Below are 17,591 nucleotides of genomic sequence, written 5' to 3'. Positions count from 1 at the left end.
AGAAGGAGTCTTTGTTTATTAAGGCTCCTTCTTTCCTTCTTAAATTTTATGCTAGACCTGTACCACTGTGGTATAATTGTAGAGAATTTTGGATAGAAAGAGAGGTTATCTATGCCTAATCGTCTAATTGAATTATTCAAACCGGAATATTGGCTTAGCTTTTTTTCTGAGAATCTTTCAACCTGGGATATCATCGTCAACCTTTTAGATATATTTGTTGTCTGGTTTTTGATTTATCGTTTGTTTGAACTTGTTCGCGGAACGAAGGCAGTCCAACTGATCAAAGGTGTGGCGATTTTTATTGGGATACGAATCGTTGCTGAATTGATTGGTCTGCATACATTGTCTTGGTTGATGAATCAAATCATTACCTATGGTGTAATTGCGGCGATTGTTATTTTTCAACCAGAGGTCCGACGCGGTTTGGAACATTTAGGTCGCAGTTCATTCTTTAAAACATCAAAAAAGGAAGAACGTGACGACGAGCGAATGATCCTTGCGTTTGACAAAGCGATTCAATATATGTCAAAAAGGAAAATTGGTGCATTAGTAACGATCCAACGTTTTACAGGGCTAGAAGAATATATCGAGACTGGGATTGCTCTGGATGCAGATATTACCGGAGAACTATTGATCAATATATTTATACCGAATACGCCGTTACATGATGGTGCAGTTATTGTAAAAAATGGAAAAATCGCGGTTGCTTCGGCATATCTCCCATTATCGGACAGTATGCTGATCCCCAAAGAGTTTGGTACTCGACATCGAGCCGCGGTAGGTATCAGCGAGGTCAGTGATGCGTTAACGTTTATAGTATCTGAAGAAACAGGTGGGGTTAGTATCACGCTGAATAATGATTTTCTTCACGATTTGTCTCAAGAAGAGTATCTGGCTGTAATGCGTAGAGAGTTGTTGCCAGATGAAAAAAATGCCAGCAAGAAGAGTCTTCTGCAAACCTTTTTCGAAGGGTTGACTAAAGGAGGACAAAAATGAGAATTAAGTTTAAAAAAAGTAATGCCCCATATATGCTGATCTCATTGGTGTTTAGTTTAATTCTATTTTTTAATGTAAATAGTCAAAATTTTAGTCAGTTAATTTCGTCTGAAACAAACTATGAGGAATCTATTCAGAACGTTCCTATAAATGTCCTTTATGATTCAGATGAATACTTTGTTCATGGTTTTTCATCGAATGTATCGGTTAAATTAAGCGGGGCTAACCGCATACAATTGAATAAGGAAGTAGATCCTGACACAAGGGATTTCAGTGTTGTTGCAGATTTAAGAAATCTGTCTTCTGGAACCCACGAGATTCGGCTAAAAACAAAAAATTTATCGAGCTCTCTTTTTGCCACGATAGAACCAGAAAAAATTTCTGTGACTATCGAGAAAAAGGTAAAGAAAGAATTTGACGTATCCCCAATCTTAAGCAGTACAACTAGCAATAATGGGCTGAAAATCGGGGAAATGTCTACACAGCCTGAAAAGGTTGAAATTACTACTGGCGAAAATACTATGAAGGAAATTGATCGTGTTGTTGCTTCGGTTGACAGTAGTAAGTTGACCACAGATCAAGATAGTATACAAGCGCCTATTCAGGCGTTAAATGCTAGTGGAGAAGCACTGCCAATTCAGTCTGATCCACAAAATGTAACAGTTAATTTTGAGATTCAAACGCCTAGTAAAGAAGTGTCGATCTACCCTATCCAAGAAGGGGACTTGCCTTCGGATGTAGAAAGCGTCAAAATAGACTTGAATCGTACAAAGGTAACAATTACTGGTGTGCAGTCAGTAATTGATCAAATAGACAGTATCGGCATTCCAGTCGATGTGAGTCGAATCCAAGGGACTGTAAAAAAGTTTATTGATGTACCCTCTGGGGACTATCAAATAAACCCTAAAACAGTGAGTGCACAAGTAACGCCTGTCTTTAAGAAGTCCCAAGGATCGGAAACTAGCAGTACAAATCATTCTAGTTCGTCGACGACTGAAGATGTAGCAGAATCAGATGACGCTTCCAGATTTTCTGAAACAAGTGCTACACAGACAACAAACAGTCAAGAAGATTCGACAAATCAATCTACTAACTAGATGAAGAAGGGAAATATAATTTAATGGGTAAATATTTTGGAACAGATGGAGTAAGAGGAATCGCGAATAAGGAGTTAACACCTGAACTAGCATTTAAGTTAGGACGTTGTGGTGGTTATGTTTTAAGTCAACATCATGAAAGTGAAGGTCGTCCACGTGTACTAGTTGGGCGTGACACTCGAATTTCTGGAGAGTTACTAGAAACAGCTTTGATTTCTGGATTATTATCTGTAGGTATCGAAGTATTTCAACTTGGTGTCATTTCTACACCAGGAGTTGCTTATTTAACAAGATTGCAGAAGGCTTCTGCAGGAGTGATGATTTCTGCTTCTCATAATCCAGCTGAAGATAATGGGATTAAGTTTTTTGGCGGTGATGGATTTAAACTTGTTGATGAACAAGAAGCTGAGATTGAGGCTTTAATTGATGCGGAGGAAGATACATTACCTCGTCCTTCAGCCGAAGGGCTTGGGACATTGGATGAGTTTCATGAAGGACTTCTGAAGTATTCACAATTCTTAGTACAAACAATTTCAGGAGATTTATCCGGGTTAACTGTTTGTGTTGATGCTGCAAATGGTGCCACATCTACTAGCGTTAATCGTCTGTTTGCAGATTTAGAAACAGATTTTTATACAATGGGTACATCACCTAATGGGTTAAATATCAATGCCGGAGTAGGTTCTACTCATCCAGAAGCATTAGCTAAATTAGTTGTTGAAAAAGGTGCAGATGCTGGTTTAGCATTTGATGGAGATGGCGATCGTGTAATTGCTGTTGACGAACTCGGCAATATTGTCGATGGTGATCGAATTATGTATATTTGTGCGAAATATTTAGCTGAACGTAAACGATTGAAAAAAAATACTGTAGTTACTACAGTAATGAGTAATTTAGGATTCCATAAGGCAATTGAAGAGATTGGTCTTGAAGATGTCATCACGCAGGTCGGTGATAGATATGTTGTTGAGGAAATGCGTAAAAATGATTACAATCTTGGTGGGGAACAATCTGGACATGTTTTATTCTTAGATTATAATACGACAGGTGACGGAATGTTAACCGGTGTTCAGCTATTGAACATTATGAAGCAAACTGGTAAAAAGCTCTCTGAGCTAGCTAGTGAAGTAACTATTTATCCGCAAAAGTTAGTGAACATTCGAGTAAGCGATAAGTACGGAGCGATGGATGTTCCCGCTATAAAACAAGCGATTGAAGAGGCAGAAGCAGAAATGAATGGCGATGGTCGAATTCTCGTTCGTCCTTCAGGCACAGAACCATTACTACGTGTCATGGCAGAAGCACCAACAGATGAAAAGGTTGATTACTATGTTGAAAAAATCGCAGCTGTTGTTCGAGATGAAATTGGATTAGATTAATAATAAACGTCCGACTTTTTTAGTCGGGTGTTTTTCTGCATAAAAAAGGTTGAGAAATTTTTCTCAACCTTTTAATTTATTCAATTATTCAACTGTTACTGATTTTGCTAAATTACGAGGTTTATCAACATCGTAGCCGCGTAATAATGTTGCATAGTAGGCAATTAATTGTCCTGGGATAACAGAAACAAGCGGACGTAAGAATTGGTGAACTATAGGTAAAATGATTTGGTCACCATCTTTACTTAATTCTTCTGAAGCTATTACTAGTGTATGAGCGCCGCGACTTTCAACTTCACGGAGATTTCCTCGTGTGTGAGGAGCTGTAACAGCTTCGGTAATGATGCCGATAACAGGTGTTCCTTCTTCGACCAATGCGATTGTTCCGTGTTTCAATTCACCAGCGGCAAAGCCTTCCGCCTGAATATAAGAAATTTCCTTTAGCTTCAAAGCAACTTCCATAGAAACATAGTAATCTTCAGAACGACCAATATAAAATGCATTACGAGTTGTTGCCAAATATTCTTCAGCAATTTCTTCGATCATAGCTTTTTCAGCGATCATGACATCCATCGCATTAGCTGCAATGCCTAATTCCTTTGTTAAGTCGAATTCTTTAGCAGCAGAAACTCCCTTTGCTTCACCTACAGCTTTGGCTAAAACCGTCAAAGCTGCAATTTGCGCAGTATAAGCTTTGGTAGAAGCTACTGCAATCTCTGGACCTGCATGTAGCAACATGGTGTAGCTAGCTTCACGAGATAATGTTGAACCTGCTACATTTGTTACAGTAAGAGAAGGGTGTCCTAATTCATTGGTTTTTACTAAAACTTGACGGCTATCTGCAGTTTCTCCACTTTGCGTTAAGTAGATAAAGAAAGGCTTTTCTGAAAGCAATGGCATATTATATCCAAACTCGCTAGATAAATGAATTTCAACGGGAATGTTAGCCAAGCCTTCAATAATTTGTTTACTTGCCCAACCCGCATTGTTACTTGTTCCGCAAGCGACAATGTAAATACGGTCGCTGTTTAGTAAACTCTGCAACAACTCATCTTCGATCACGACGGTTCCTGTTTCATCGGTGTATTCACTGATGATCCGGCGCATCGTAGCAGGTTGTTCATCAATTTCTTTCAACATGTAATATGGATAAGTTCCTTTTTCCATATCGGAAAGATCAATTTTTGCTTCGTAAGGGGCACGTTGGACTTCGTTGCCGGCAGCATCTTCAATCTCTACGTGATCACTTGTTACAATAACCATTTCGCCATCGTAAATCTCGACGAATTGATTGGTTTGTTCTAACATCGCCATTGCATCGCTACAAACAACATTGAATCCGTCGCCTAAGCCAATTAATAAGGGGCTTTTGTTCTTTCCGACAAAGATTGTCTCCCGGTCCTTCTTATCAATTAACCCAAAGGCATATGACCCATGAATTTCTTTGAGAGCTTTCCGAAAAGCATCTTTGGTTGAAAGTCCTTGATTTGCGAAATACTCAACTAAATGAACAGCGATTTCTGTGTCTGTTTCACCGTAAAAGGTATCATCTGTTAAATATTTTTTCTTCAATTCATCATAATTTTCAATTACACCATTGTGAACCAATACAAAACGTTTACTTTGTGAAGTGTGAGGGTGTGCGTTTTCTTCACTAGGCTCCCCATGTGTTGCCCAGCGTGTATGCCCAATGCCAATGGAACCATGGACTCCAGAGCCGATCTTTTCAGCTAGCTCTTTAATACGACCTTGTGACTTAATTAAGAAATCTTCTTTTTCGTCAGCCACGAAAATACCGGCAGAATCATACCCGCGATACTCCAATTTCTCTAAACCATTTACTAAAATACTTGTTGCTTGCTCATTTCCCACAATTCCTACAATTCCACACATAATGTCTTCCTACTTTCCTGTCATTATATGTTTCCGAGCTGTATGACCATTTCTTTGTTCTTTAAAAAAGTTTTTGTAATAGTCTGTAGAGTACAGCTGCCCTGAAGCCACCCGCCGAATATTTCGATTAGCTTCTTCCTCGTCACCTTTAAAAGGTCTGGCGCTATCTTATTGGTACATTTAAGATTTTTTTGTTTTAACATCGGAAACAATGATTAATATAATATAAACTTCGCTTGTAGTCAAATGTTTTTTTATTTTAAACAAATTGGTATATATGATATTTGTGAAATTAAAATGCAAAAAGCAAAATACCTTCTGCATTTCATCTATTGGAAGAATAGGGTAAAATAGAAAAGTATCACTTAATAGGCATCTTTTAACCACTTTTTTTATAGCTTGCTAAAGACGTTTATTATGATAAAAAAATATTACGGGAAATCAATTTTCACAGAATAAACGGAGAGGAGAAAATAAAATGAATCAACCAGAAAACTTAACTGTTGGCGATTTACGTAAGTTTTTAGAAAAAATTACGAATAATCCCGAAGTGAACAACGAAACAAAAATTTTTTTAGATACAGGCTGGGATAGTATTCAAGAAATCAGCCCGGATGCTTTAAGTATTGAGGAAGCTCAAACCTTTAATATTGAAGATCCATTAACACATGAGCTTTTCGGGGGCTATTCTTTAGTAGAAAAAGCAGAAAAAATGAATGCTGATGGGCCGGTAGAAAAAGTAGTAATTATTCGTAACTTATACTAGGAGGTAGAAAATGAATAAGAGACGTTGGGTTGCAATTGGTATTGCGGTAGTGTTGTTAATTTTTTCAGCAATATCTTCATCAATCAGCCGTAGTAACGAAAGCAAAAAGGAACTCAGTCAAGTGAATGAATTATTGTATGGAAACAATGAGCCTCAAGAAGAGACCGTTGAAGAAGGATCAGACACAGAAAAAATTGTTAAATTAGTTGTAGAGGGCACCATCATTAATGATGGCACAAGTGGGTTGTTTTCAACTGGCGGCTATAATCATACTTCGTTTATGAAACAGCTAGAGAAAATTAAAGATGATTCAACTGTTAAAGGCATTTTATTAGAGATAAATTCTCCAGGTGGCTCTGTTTATGAAACGGCAGAAATCACTCGTGCTTTGAAAGAAATTCAAAAGGACAAGAAAATTCCGATTTATGCTTCTATGGAGAGTCAAGCTGCTAGCGGTGGTTATTATATTGCCGCTAACTCTGATCGGATTTTTGCCTCTGAGGACACGATGACCGGATCTATTGGGGTCATCATGTCAAGTGTTAATTATTCTGGACTGATGGAAAAACTTGGAATCACAGATGCAACAGTTAAAAGTGGTGCGCTTAAAGACATTGGTTCGTCTTCGCGTCCGCAAACAAAAGAAGATAAAGAAGTTTTGCAGTCTTTTGTTGACAGCATGTATAGTCGATTTGTTAAGACTGTTGCTGAAGGGCGTAATATGGATGAAGCAAAGGTAAGGAAATTGGCAGACGGAAGGATCTATGATGGTGCACAGGCACTCGATAACGGTTTGATAGATGAAATTGGATATCCTGATCAGGCTTTGATCTCACTTAAACGAAATGAAGGTCTGACTGGGGCGAAAGTCATTTCATACAAAAGTGGAACTACTAATTTCATGAATACATGGTTAGGAAACAATTTAGCAGATATGCAAGGTCTTAAGCCTTCGCAAGAGGAATTGATGACAAATATTGTAAAAAGTATTGGAACTCCACAAGCACCTAAAGCAATGTATTTATATGGAGGGGAATAATAATGGAGGAAGAAACTAATCAAAGACCAGCAGTAGGACCAGTGACACAATTGTTAGAAAAAAAACAGCGTCAACATCAATTTCATGATTACCCAGACTATTTTTATGCTGGTTTCTGGATTCGTTTTTTTGCTTATCTATTGGATTTAGCTTGTATTACAGCCCTAACAGGAATCATTATAGGGTTCCCTGCAAATCTAATCGGGGTGTCTAAAAGCGAGGAATTACTTAGTCTTTACGGATTTTTATCATTGCTCCTATACTTAGCGTATTTTATTTTATTGACAAAACTAAATCATGGTCAAACAATAGGAAAAATGGTTTTTGGAATCAGAGTTATCTGTTTTGAGGAAGAGGAACTGAGTTGGCAAACGGTTTTAGTCCGTGAAGGTGCCTGTCGTTTTGTTCTACGTGGCTCTATTTTTATGTTAGGATACCTTGTCACTATTTTTACCCCCAATAAACAACATATAGGTGATTATTTTTCAGATACGAGTGTTGTGACACTAAATCTATTAGCAGCTAGAGAGGGCTTTGTACAGAAATGAATCCAATAGATTTTCCAAACAATGATCAGTATTACTTAACGCTTGCGGAAAAGGCTTTTTCCGCAGGAAATTATCAAGAAGCGTTAGAAAACTATAAACAGGCTTATAAAGAGAAGCCAACAACGAAGCTTAACTTCTTAATTGCTAGCATGGCTTTGGAACAAGGAGAATTTTCTGAAGCATTATTGTTTGCAGATGAAATGCCAGATAGTTACTTAGAAACTCTGGATACAATCGATTTGTTTCTACAAATTCAATTATATGCACAAAAATTTTATGAAGCTAGAGAATTTTTATGGCGTTCGCAAAAGATAAAACAGTTGACAGAAGAGCAAAGAGATATCTGGTTGACACGAATTGATGATCAAGAGAGGTTTTACCAACATCAGCAACAAGCAGTTTTCAAACAACTTGAGGATGAGCTGAATCTGCTTCCAACCATGAATGCGCTCGAGCAATTAACCCTAGTTCGAAGGATTAGGCACCTGCCTGTAGATCGGCTAAAAACCTTGGCTAAATTGTATATGATAGACAGACGAATTGCACCATTGGTTCGAAGTTATTTATTCGAAAGTTTAGCACGTGTAGGGGTATCTGAAAGTGTACGTTATCTAACCATACAAGATGAAATTGTAGAATTATCTCCTGCTTATTCTGGATTTGACGATACGCTGCAAAAAAGAATTGAAAAACACCTGAGTGAGGAGTTAGAAGACGAGAATCCAATCTTGTTAGCGAGTTTAATGGAGCAAGTAAAACTAGAAATGGCTTTTTTATACCCTCTTCAAAGTTCGTTCATGAAACCGGATGCTTGGGTGTCCAGTTATCTATCCGAGTATTCGGAATGCTCAAAACCACTTGATGAAGCGATCGAAAGCGTGCGTATGAAAATAAAACAACTTATGTTCGATTATCATTAAAAAATGCCCAGAGTAAAAGCTTTATATTTACAATTCATAATCAGTAGTGTAATATTTAATGGTATGCAAAATGCAAGTATATTAGTATTCGGAGGGAACAAACGTGACTGCAAATTTTGAAAAAACAGGCACCAATGATGGTGTGTTAACTTTCTCAATTGAACAAACTGAGATTCAAAAGGGATTAACAAATGCATTCAACAAAGTGAAAAAAAATCTTAATGTACCTGGCTTCCGTAAAGGAAAAGTTTCTCGTCAAGTATTTAACCGTATGTACGGTGAAGAAGCATTGTATGAAGATGCGTTGAATGATGTATTACCAGCAGCTTATGAAGCTGCCGTAAAAGAAGCAGACATCGATCCAGTCTCTCAACCCAAAATTGATGTTGACAGTATGGAAAAAGGCGAAGCTTGGGTTATTAAAGCAGAGGTTACTGTAAAACCTGAAGTTAAATTAGGTGACTATAAAGAGTTAGAAGTTCCTAAACAAGATGTTGAAGTTTCTGACGCTGATGTAGAAGCGCGTTTGAAATCAGAACAAGAATCTCAAGCAGAGCTAGTTATCAAAGAAGACGAAGCTGCTGAAAACGGCGACACTACTGTAATTGATTTTGAAGGTTTCGTTGGTGAAGAAGCATTTGAAGGCGGAAAAGGTGAAAACTATTCTCTTGAATTAGGTTCTGGTTCATTTATTCCTGGCTTTGAAGAGCAATTAGTCGGACACAAAGCAGGTGAAAGCTTAGATGTAACAGTTACTTTCCCAGAAGATTACCAAGCAGAAGATTTAGCTGGTAAGGAAGCTGTATTCAAAGTAACGATTCACGAAGTAAAGGCAAAAGAACTTCCTGAATTGGATGATGATTTTGCTAAAGATGTTGATGAAGAAGTGAATTCATTAGATGAATTAAAAGCAAAATATCGTGATGAACTAACAAAACAAAAAGAAGAAGCTGCGAAAGAAGCAAAAGACGAAGCTGCAATCAAGCAAGCTGTTGAGAATGCTGAAATCGTAGAACTTCCACATGTAATGGTTCATGATGAAGTTCACCGTTCGATGGATGAATTTTTAAATAACATGCAACGTCAAGGAATCTCACCAGAAATGTACTATCAATTAACTGGTTCAACTGAGGAAGATCTTCATACTCAATTTGAAGGTGAAGCAGAAGGACGAGTGAAAACAAACTTAGTCATGGAAGCTATTGTTGAAGCAGAGAAAATTGAAGCTTCTGAGGAAGATATCGCGAAAGAAATCAAAGACTTGGCTGAAATGTATCAAATGCCAGAAGAGCAAATCCGTCGTGTTTTAACGGAAGATATGCTTGAACACGATATTAAAATGAAAAAAGCTGTTGAATTAGTAACTGGAACTGCTGTAGAAAAATAAGCAGTACTGGTTAATTAAGCAGGTAGTTAAACTATGTGGCGCAGATTATGCGTCACATTTTTTTATTCACTAGTATTTTTGCTAACTAAGGATACTCATGAATTTAGTTTCTCACTTTTTTATAGATATTTATAACGAATAACTTCAAAATAACTCTTAAATTTGGTAATATTGAATTATTAATGAAATGAGGGTCATTCTCGTTTTTAAATGATGTAATTATTTTATGTTTTAATACCCTAAGGAGGAGAAAATGAAGAGAAAAATTTTAGGACTATGTTTTTTATCAGTGCTATGTTTAAATTTTTCGACTATAGCTCTAGCTGAAGAAAATCAAATAGAAAGCAGTCAACAAATCACTCAAAGTTCATCGATCACTGATTCAACTGCAAGTGTTCCACAAATCGAATCACAGACTACGGGAAATTCTGACTCTGAACAAACGACTGATAGTGTTGAAACAGAAGCAGAAGAAGTGACAGTTCCGCAATCGCAAATGGAGACAGCAGAGGGAACAATGTCTTTACCGAAAGGACGTTCTGATTTATATCCAAGTATCCAATTATTTGCTTCGCTTCCATCTGTATCAGCAACGAATACTAATACCCCTAGTAAAAGTTTTATTGATATTTCCTCTCATAATGGAAATATTTCTGTTGCAAACTTCCAAAAAATGAAAGGCTATGGTGTTACGGGGGTTGTTGTCAAGCTAACAGAAGCTACCAGTTATACTAACCCTTACGCTCAGTCACAGATTAACAATGCTATGGCAGCGGGAATGAAAGTTTCTGCCTATCACTATAGTTGGTTTACGAGCGATGCTCAAGCCGTGGCAGAGGCGAATTATTTTGCGGCTGCAGCTAAGAAATTCGGTTTGAGTAGCGGTACCGTTATGGTGAATGATATCGAGGAACCTCAAATTCTTGGTAAAGGAAACCATACAAATAACTCTAGGGCATTTGAAAATCGTTTAAAAAGCTTAGGATATGGAAATGTTCGACATTACATTGGTTTGAATTGGTTGACCACTGGACGGATTAATGCTGCTACTATTGGATATAAAAATATATGGGTTGCTGCTTATCCATATAATTTATCAACAACAAATTTTTATACCCAATACGGAGCTTGGCAATGGTCTTCGCAATTATCATTCCCTGGTATTAGCGGGAATTTTGACATTAACGCAGATTATACATCAACCTTTAGTAACCCGACACCAACGCCTCCGGCAAATAGTGTGCAAATGTACCGTGTTTATAATCCGAACAGCGGCGAACATTTTTATACACAAAATGTTGCTGAAAAGAACAACTTAGTTTCAAAAGGCTGGAAATACGAAGGGATTGGTTGGAATGGACCAACCTCCGGCAATCCAGTTTATCGTTTGTACAACCCTAATGCAGGAGATCATCATTATACTCTTCATGCTTATGAAAAAGACAATTTAATCAAGAAGGGATGGAGATATGAAGGGATTTCTTGGTACTCTGGCGGTCCTAATGCGTTACATCGATTATACAATCCAAATGCTAAAGCTGGCGCGCATCACTACACATTGAACACGAATGAAAAAAATAATTTAGTTAAGCACGGCTGGAAATATGAAGGTTTAGCCTGGTATGCAAAATAGTCAAAAGGTTCTCGATTTTCGAGAACCTTTTTTCTTTAGATTTCCTTTTTATTTGCAATTGGTTTCTTTGTCTTTTTAATGCTTTATGTTATTATAGATAAAGACTGCAATCGTGGAAACACTTGTAGAGAATGAAACAAGAGGTGACAGCCATGTATGAGAGCACAGGCGCAGGAGAAACAGTTCGCTGTTCATTTTGCGGAAAGACCCAAGAGGAAGTAAAAAAAGTCGTTGCGGGTCCAGGCGTTTACATTTGTAATGAATGTATCGACCTTTGTAAAGAAATTATAGATGAAGAATTCCATGAGGAAGCTATTCGTGAGTTTATTGATGTGCCAAAGCCCAAAGAACTATTGGATGTTTTAAATCAATATGTTATTGGTCAAGATCGGGCGAAGAAAGCATTATCGGTTGCAGTGTACAATCATTATAAGCGAGTAAATACTGAAAATGATGGTATCGACGAAGTAGAATTACAGAAAAGCAATATTTGTTTGATTGGACCAACCGGTTCCGGAAAAACGTTCTTGGCACAAACGTTAGCTAGAACGCTGAACGTACCATTTGCTATTGCAGACGCAACAAGTTTAACTGAAGCGGGTTACGTTGGTGAAGATGTTGAAAACATTTTATTAAAGCTCTTGCAGGCTGCTGATTATAATGTTGAACGTGCTGAAAAAGGAATCATTTACATTGATGAAATCGACAAAATTACTCGTAAAAGCGAAAATGTTTCGATTACTCGTGATGTTTCGGGTGAGGGAGTTCAGCAAGCTTTGCTTAAGATCCTTGAAGGAACAGTCGCTAGTGTACCACCGCAAGGAGGACGCAAACATCCTCATCAAGAATTTATTCAAATCGATACAACAAACATTCTATTTATCGTTGGCGGAGCCTTCGATGGTATCGAAACAATTGTGAAAAATCGTTTAGGTGAAAAAACCATTGGGTTTGGAAAGAACAACAAAAAGATTGATGAAGATGCGAGTGTGATGCAGCAGATTATTCCTGAAGATTTGCTAAAATTCGGTTTAATACCAGAATTTATCGGACGATTACCGGTTACGACAGCATTGGAGAAATTAACAACCGAAGACTTAGTTCGGATATTAACAGAACCTAAAAATGCATTAGTTAAACAGTATCAAAAATTACTTTCATACGACGACACGGATTTAACATTTGATGAGGATGCATTAAGTGCAATTGCTGACAAAGCCATTTCTCGAAATACGGGCGCACGTGGTCTGCGATCAATTATTGAGGATGTTATGATGGATGTGATGTTCGACATTCCTTCAGATGAATCAATTGAAAAAGTAATCGTGACGAAAGATTCTGTTGAGGGTTCTGGCAAACCAATTATTGAGTATCATAACGATAAGAAAAAAGCAGGTTAGCAAGTGTTGAGGGTTCACAAATTAATTTGTGAGCCCTTTTTGAAAGGCGTGAAAATATGAAAGTTCATAATGCAGAGATTGTTATTAGTGCAGTCTCGCCTAAACAATATCCCGAAACTGATTTACCGGAAATCGCCTTAGCAGGGCGCTCCAATGTTGGGAAGTCTTCATTTATTAATACACTGATTGATCGTAAAAATTTAGCGCGAACGTCAGGTAAACCAGGGAAGACGCAAACGTTAAATTTTTACTTAATTGAGAATGCTTTGCATTTTGTGGACGTTCCTGGTTATGGGTATGCAAAAGTCTCGAAGACAGAGAGAGCAAAATGGGGAGAAATGATTGAGACATATATTACTTCACGCAAGCAATTACGTGCGGTAGTTTCTTTAGTAGATGTGCGTCATGATCCTAGTAAAGAAGATATTCAAATGTACGATTTCCTGAAGTACTATGGGATTCCAGTGATTGTGGTGGCAACTAAAGCAGACAAAATTCCTCGTGGAAAATGGAATAAGCATACGAGTGCTATCAAGAAGAAGTTGGATTTCGACCCGAATGATACCTTCATTCTTTTCTCATCTGAAACAAAAAAAGGAAAAGAAGAAGCATGGGCGGCCATCGAAGCTGCAATCGAAAAGGATCAGGCTTAAGCCTGATCCTTTTTTTTATCGTTTTGTTCAGTTTTTGGTTTTAAGAATTTCTGAATGTCTTCGTCTTTTTGTACTTTTTTATCTGGATCAACGACGAATGATTCAAACAACTTATCTAAATCATCGGTTTTTTCAAATTTTAGTCCCATTTGAACACCTCCATTTTAGTTTTAACATAGTTTATTATAGTATACAATTTTTTTACATTTAGTAATCAATTTCATAGGGTTTTTTAAATCTTTAAGATATAATTATAATAGAGTAATGAGAAAGGGGAAAGCAATGGAGAATAATCAAAAGATTTATAGTGTCAGCCAGCTTTACGATTTAAAGCAAGCCGATATTCAGTTGAAGACCAAAGATTGGTTAGTTATGAGTCGTCTATTGCTGGAACCAGACAGAATGTTGATTAATGGGAAAGAACTGGCCTTTGATCCGGATTATTTACAGCGGACAATTAATGCTTTTGGGACAAAAGAAGATTACTGGCTTCAATTAAAAAACCAAGATGAGGAAATGACTGTTCACTTACTAGGGGATACAATTTTTGAAAAATCTATTCTTGTTAAACAGAATTTTTATTATTGGGAGAATGTCTATTTAGATTATCTAAAATCGCGCTTAATTGAACACGGTTTCTTTGCTTATATTCGTTCCTATGAAGAATACCTTTATCATAATACAAGTGAGCTATCTAAACGTCGTTCATTCGAAACGGCTGAAGAGACGAGTGCTTTGCCTAAAATGAAGGGACTAAATGGAGATGTTGTGGTAGATTGTAATGCTTTTCCTGGTTATGACGTTTTTTATAAGGGGGTTTGTCTTACTGCTTGCTGGTGGTTATTCCTAGGAGATCCATACAAAAAACTTTTTGCAAAACAGTTACTGCTTGAGATTCAACAAGTGGACAAAGTAACCGAGCTAGGTGAGGGAGTTTTTTTTGAACTATACAAGGATCCATTTCAATGGAAGGAAGAAGCCAATTTGCGGTTCCAACAATTATTTCGTGATCAATTGGGAATTTCTCAATTGTCTTATACGAATGGTGTAGGATTGCTAAAACAGCCCTACATTGAATTTGCTTTTGAGGATACTGTAATTCAAACCGTCCAATATCAAAATGAACAGTTTCAACCGACCAAGAAAAGTGATGCTTCTTATTTTGTAACACGGACCTATAATTTTTTGACGAATCAATACCGTGTGAATCGAATGAAGGGAGGACTAAACGCTTTAGCTTATTTTCCTTGGATTGATGATGAGAGTGAACGAATGATGAATTATCATATCTTGTATCCTGAACTGACATTGGATAAGGGACTGGCCGCATTCGAATATTATATCCGTGATTCTATCGAATTTGAGATACAGGATATGCGGTACAAAGATTATACTGCTGTACTGCAATTATTCATTCCCAAAAAAGCATTTTTAGATTTTCCTTTGGAGGAACTAAAAGGTGCTTTAAAGGATATGACAATTCATCAGGTTAGTCGTAAAAATGATTCACTCACCTTTTCTTTAGAGAAAGAAGCGAAGCACCTAATTGTTTCATTTATTGATCAAAAAAAAGTGTCAGCAAAAAATCAATTGGATATACTGGAAATTTGATAATTCTTGGATGTTGCCTTTTCAAGTGTCTAAATATTGAAATTCTATTTTTTGAAAGTAGATTCTCATTTTGAGAAAGGAGAGGTTTTTATGGATCGAAGATATATCAAGATTATGGGGAGTTGCTTATTGATTGTTGGAATAATTTTTATGTTGCCACTTGCGTCATTGGAGATTCCGTTGTCTATTGCAGTGTTCTTTATTGGTATGATTTTGTTTACGATTAAACCAAAACCTCAGCCTGTTCGTGCCCGCAGAAAGGATCGCTGGTTGTAGAAAAAAAGAAGGCCACTCTCAATTTGAGAGTAGCCTTCTTTTTAAGCTACAGGTTTTTTTACTAATCCGTAAATAACACCTGAAACGATTGCTCCAATAGCAATAAATAAAAGATAAAGTAATGGATGGCTTAATAATAAGACAACAAAGATTCCTCCGTGGGGAGCCAGCAATTTGATGCCGACAGCACCGACTAGGCCGCCAGCTAAAGCTGAACCTACAACAAAACTCGGAATTACTCGAATTGGGTCAGCTGCTGCAAAAGGAATTGCTCCTTCAGTAACAAAGGAAAGTCCCATAACGATGTTTGTTAATCCAGCATCTACTTGACTCTTTTCAAACTTATTTTTGAATAGACGAGTAGCGACAAAAATAGCTAATGGAGGAACCATCCCACCGGCCATAACGGCTGCCATGACGATTGAACCACCTTGAGCAACAGAGGACGCTAAAGTTGCAGTACCAAATACATAGGCAGCTTTATTAATTGGTCCACCTAAGTCAACTGCCATCATCCCACCAAGTAAAGCGCCTAGCAAAATAGCATTTGATCCGCTTAGACCAGTCAAGAACCCATTTAAGCCATCATTGATTGCTTTCATCGGTACATTTACCAAGAGCATTAAGAAACCAGTAATCATTAAACCAAAGAAGGGGTAGAAAAGAATCGCTTTAATTCCTTCAAGTGATTTAGGCAAGTTTTTAAATAATTTCTTCAAGAAAATGATGACATAACCAGCTAGGAAACCGCCGATTAATGCGCCCAAGAAACCAGCACCTCCAGCATTCGCTAAAGCACCAGCAGCAAAGCCGGCGATTAGGCCAGGACGATCAGCAATACTTGAAGCAATAAAACCTGCAAGAACAGGTAGCATAAAGCCAAATGCTGCTCCACCGATTTGGTTGAACCAGCTAGCGATTTGGTTGTAATTTCCTAAATTAGCAAGTTCTGCTTGAGGTACGCCCATAAATTGATCGATCATGAATGATAATGCGATCATGATTCCGCCACCGATAACGAATGGCAGCATATGTGATACACCATTCATCAAGTCTTTATAAATGCGTTGACCTAAAGTACCGTTATCACTTTTTTCTTCATTGGCTGAAGTATCTTCGCCGCTTCCATGATAAACAGGTGCTTTACCACTTAATGCTAAGTTGATCAATTCTTCTGGTTTACGAATCCCATCACTTACAGGACGGTTAACTAATTCTTTTCCACTGAAGCGATTCATTTCAACTTTTTTATCAGCAGCGACGATAACGCCATCTGCACGAGCAATGTCTTCGTCTGTTAAGCGATGTTTGATTCCCTCTGAACCGTTTGTCTCAACTTTGATATCAACGCCCAGTTCCTTTGCTTTTTTCTTCAAAGCATCTTCTGCCATGTAGGTGTGAGCAATACCAGTAGGACAGGCTGTTACGGCCACGAGATAACGTCGGTTTGTATCTTTGATTTTTTGTTCTGCCTCCGCCTGAGCTTCTGCTTTTTCTTCCGCTTCTTTAGCCTTTTCAGCAGTATCAAAAGTTTCTTGGATTTGATCAGGTGTTTCGGCCGCTTTTAATTTAGCAACAAAATCTGGATCAACCAATAATCTTGATAGCGCAGCTAATGCTTGAAGGTGAGTATCGTTTGCACCTTCTGGAGCGGCAATCATAAAGAATAGGAACGTAGGTTGACCATCTAGAGATTCATAGTCAACACCTGTTTTGCTTTTAGCGAAAAGAACGGTTGCCTCTTTAACGGCACTGTTCTTAGCATGGGGCATTGCGATCCCGTCACCTAAGCCTGTTGATGTCTGGGCTTCGCGTGCCAAAATCCCATCTTTATAAACATCAATATCTGAGATTCGACCAGCATCATACATTTTTTGAACCATTTCATCAATTGCAGCTTTTTTAGTGGTTGCCTGCAAATCCATGATCATGGCATCTTTGATCAATAAATCTTTAATGTCCATTATAATTCCTCCAAATTTTAAATTAATAC

General features: G+C 37.6%; 16 protein-coding genes. 13 read left to right on the top strand and 3 right to left on the bottom strand.

The genetic code is table 11. The annotated features are described in order from the left end of the window. Positions 1 to 111: 111 nt before the first annotated feature. The 3 genes from cdaA to glmM are packed head-to-tail and all read left to right on the top strand — an operon-like array spanning position 112 to position 3,472. Complete coding sequence (cdaA, locus tag IGI50_RS08960) at positions 112 to 996, top strand: diadenylate cyclase CdaA (RefSeq protein ID WP_010745009.1); 885 nt, start codon at positions 112 to 114, stop codon at positions 994 to 996. Next, complete coding sequence (locus IGI50_RS08955; protein ID WP_218255706.1) at positions 993 to 2,093, top strand: CdaR family protein; 1,101 nt, start codon at positions 993 to 995, stop codon at positions 2,091 to 2,093. The genes cdaA and IGI50_RS08955 overlap by 4 nt, the downstream gene beginning before the upstream one ends. Positions 2,094 to 2,116: 23 nt before the next feature. Beyond that, positions 2,117 to 3,472, top strand: coding sequence for a phosphoglucosamine mutase (gene glmM, locus IGI50_RS08950; RefSeq protein ID WP_010745007.1), 1,356 nt, complete (start codon positions 2,117 to 2,119; stop codon positions 3,470 to 3,472). Between the two features lie 84 nt (positions 3,473 to 3,556). On the opposite strand, the gene glmS is transcribed toward glmM, so the two are convergent. Then, the gene (gene glmS, locus IGI50_RS08945) at positions 3,557 to 5,365 is read right to left on the bottom strand and encodes a glutamine--fructose-6-phosphate transaminase (isomerizing) (RefSeq protein WP_438776770.1); all 1,809 of its coding nucleotides are present in this window, start codon (positions 5,363 to 5,365) and stop codon (positions 3,557 to 3,559) included. A gap of 478 nt (positions 5,366 to 5,843) precedes the next feature. Here glmS and IGI50_RS08940 point away from each other — a divergent pair, with 478 nt between their 5' ends. The 8 genes from IGI50_RS08940 (at position 5,844) to yihA (ending at position 13,711) form a co-directional block, all read left to right on the top strand. Beyond that, on the top strand, positions 5,844 to 6,131 hold the full coding sequence (locus IGI50_RS08940; protein ID WP_438776769.1) for a hypothetical protein: 288 nt from the start codon (positions 5,844 to 5,846) through the stop codon (positions 6,129 to 6,131). Positions 6,132 to 6,141: 10 nt separating this feature from the next. Beyond that, positions 6,142 to 7,170, top strand: a complete 1,029-nt coding sequence (gene sppA, locus IGI50_RS08935) for a signal peptide peptidase SppA (protein WP_438776768.1) — start codon at positions 6,142 to 6,144, stop codon at positions 7,168 to 7,170. 2 nt (positions 7,171 to 7,172) lie between these two features. Next, complete coding sequence (locus IGI50_RS08930; RefSeq protein WP_438776767.1) at positions 7,173 to 7,718, top strand: RDD family protein; 546 nt, start codon at positions 7,173 to 7,175, stop codon at positions 7,716 to 7,718. Beyond that, positions 7,715 to 8,638, top strand: coding sequence for a tetratricopeptide repeat protein (locus IGI50_RS08925; RefSeq protein ID WP_438776766.1), 924 nt, complete (start codon positions 7,715 to 7,717; stop codon positions 8,636 to 8,638). The genes IGI50_RS08930 and IGI50_RS08925 overlap by 4 nt, the downstream gene beginning before the upstream one ends. A gap of 103 nt (positions 8,639 to 8,741) precedes the next feature. Next, positions 8,742 to 10,025, top strand: a complete 1,284-nt coding sequence (gene tig / locus IGI50_RS08920; RefSeq protein ID WP_218255697.1) for a trigger factor — start codon at positions 8,742 to 8,744, stop codon at positions 10,023 to 10,025. A 253-nt stretch (positions 10,026 to 10,278) separates the two neighbouring features. Then, positions 10,279 to 11,658, top strand: a complete 1,380-nt coding sequence (locus IGI50_RS08915; protein WP_218255695.1) for a GH25 family lysozyme — start codon at positions 10,279 to 10,281, stop codon at positions 11,656 to 11,658. Positions 11,659 to 11,810: 152 nt separating this feature from the next. Then, positions 11,811 to 13,058: an ATP-dependent Clp protease ATP-binding subunit ClpX gene (clpX, locus tag IGI50_RS08910; RefSeq protein ID WP_010744999.1), complete on the top strand. Its 1,248-nt coding sequence runs from the start codon at positions 11,811 to 11,813 to the stop codon at positions 13,056 to 13,058. A 56-nt stretch (positions 13,059 to 13,114) separates the two neighbouring features. Beyond that, entirely contained in the window at positions 13,115 to 13,711 is a 597-nt protein-coding gene (gene yihA, locus IGI50_RS08905; protein ID WP_010744998.1) for a ribosome biogenesis GTP-binding protein YihA/YsxC, read from the top strand. Here yihA and IGI50_RS08900 read toward each other — a convergent pair. Then, positions 13,708 to 13,860, bottom strand: a complete 153-nt coding sequence (locus IGI50_RS08900) for an SPJ_0845 family protein (RefSeq protein WP_010744997.1) — start codon at positions 13,858 to 13,860, stop codon at positions 13,708 to 13,710. The genes yihA and IGI50_RS08900 overlap by 4 nt on opposite strands. Before the next feature lie 133 nt (positions 13,861 to 13,993). On the opposite strand from IGI50_RS08900, the gene IGI50_RS08895 reads away from it, so the two are divergent. Beyond that, positions 13,994 to 15,322: a hypothetical protein gene (locus IGI50_RS08895; RefSeq protein WP_438776765.1), complete on the top strand. Its 1,329-nt coding sequence runs from the start codon at positions 13,994 to 13,996 to the stop codon at positions 15,320 to 15,322. Between the two features lie 90 nt (positions 15,323 to 15,412). Continuing rightward, positions 15,413 to 15,598: a hypothetical protein gene (locus IGI50_RS08890; RefSeq protein WP_010744995.1), complete on the top strand. Its 186-nt coding sequence runs from the start codon at positions 15,413 to 15,415 to the stop codon at positions 15,596 to 15,598. 41 nt (positions 15,599 to 15,639) lie between these two features. On the opposite strand, the gene IGI50_RS08885 is transcribed toward IGI50_RS08890, so the two are convergent. Further along, positions 15,640 to 17,562, bottom strand: a complete 1,923-nt coding sequence (locus IGI50_RS08885; RefSeq protein WP_218255691.1) for a PTS fructose transporter subunit IIABC — start codon at positions 17,560 to 17,562, stop codon at positions 15,640 to 15,642. Positions 17,563 to 17,591: the final 29 nt, after the last annotated feature.

The organism is Enterococcus sp. DIV0170 (assembly GCF_051710765.1).
GTDB classification, from domain to species: domain Bacteria; phylum Bacillota; class Bacilli; order Lactobacillales; family Enterococcaceae; genus Enterococcus_A; species Enterococcus_A raffinosus.
This window is presented reverse-complemented; position numbering and strand designations above follow the sequence as displayed.

Excerpts from the sequence above, each read along its gene's own strand:
- IGI50_RS08915 (WP_218255695.1), top strand. The coding sequence starts at position 10,279 with ATGAAGAGAAAAATTTTAGGACTATGTTTTTTATCAGTGCTATGTTTA.
- cdaA (WP_010745009.1), top strand. The coding sequence starts at position 112 with ATGCCTAATCGTCTAATTGAATTATTCAAACCGGAATATTGGCTTAGC.
- glmS (WP_438776770.1), bottom strand. The coding sequence starts at position 5,365 with ATGTGTGGAATTGTAGGAATTGTGGGAAATGAGCAAGCAACAAGTATT.
- sppA (WP_438776768.1), top strand. The coding sequence starts at position 6,142 with ATGAATAAGAGACGTTGGGTTGCAATTGGTATTGCGGTAGTGTTGTTA.
- IGI50_RS08940 (WP_438776769.1), top strand. The coding sequence starts at position 5,844 with ATGAATCAACCAGAAAACTTAACTGTTGGCGATTTACGTAAGTTTTTA.
- clpX (WP_010744999.1), top strand. The coding sequence starts at position 11,811 with ATGTATGAGAGCACAGGCGCAGGAGAAACAGTTCGCTGTTCATTTTGC.
- IGI50_RS08890 (WP_010744995.1), top strand. The coding sequence starts at position 15,413 with ATGGATCGAAGATATATCAAGATTATGGGGAGTTGCTTATTGATTGTT.
- IGI50_RS08925 (WP_438776766.1), top strand. The coding sequence starts at position 7,715 with ATGAATCCAATAGATTTTCCAAACAATGATCAGTATTACTTAACGCTT.
- yihA (WP_010744998.1), top strand. The coding sequence starts at position 13,115 with ATGAAAGTTCATAATGCAGAGATTGTTATTAGTGCAGTCTCGCCTAAA.
- IGI50_RS08930 (WP_438776767.1), top strand. The coding sequence starts at position 7,173 with ATGGAGGAAGAAACTAATCAAAGACCAGCAGTAGGACCAGTGACACAA.
- IGI50_RS08885 (WP_218255691.1), bottom strand. The coding sequence starts at position 17,562 with ATGGACATTAAAGATTTATTGATCAAAGATGCCATGATCATGGATTTG.
- IGI50_RS08955 (WP_218255706.1), top strand. The coding sequence starts at position 993 with ATGAGAATTAAGTTTAAAAAAAGTAATGCCCCATATATGCTGATCTCA.
- IGI50_RS08900 (WP_010744997.1), bottom strand. The coding sequence starts at position 13,860 with ATGGGACTAAAATTTGAAAAAACCGATGATTTAGATAAGTTGTTTGAA.
- glmM (WP_010745007.1), top strand. The coding sequence starts at position 2,117 with ATGGGTAAATATTTTGGAACAGATGGAGTAAGAGGAATCGCGAATAAG.
- IGI50_RS08895 (WP_438776765.1), top strand. The coding sequence starts at position 13,994 with ATGGAGAATAATCAAAAGATTTATAGTGTCAGCCAGCTTTACGATTTA.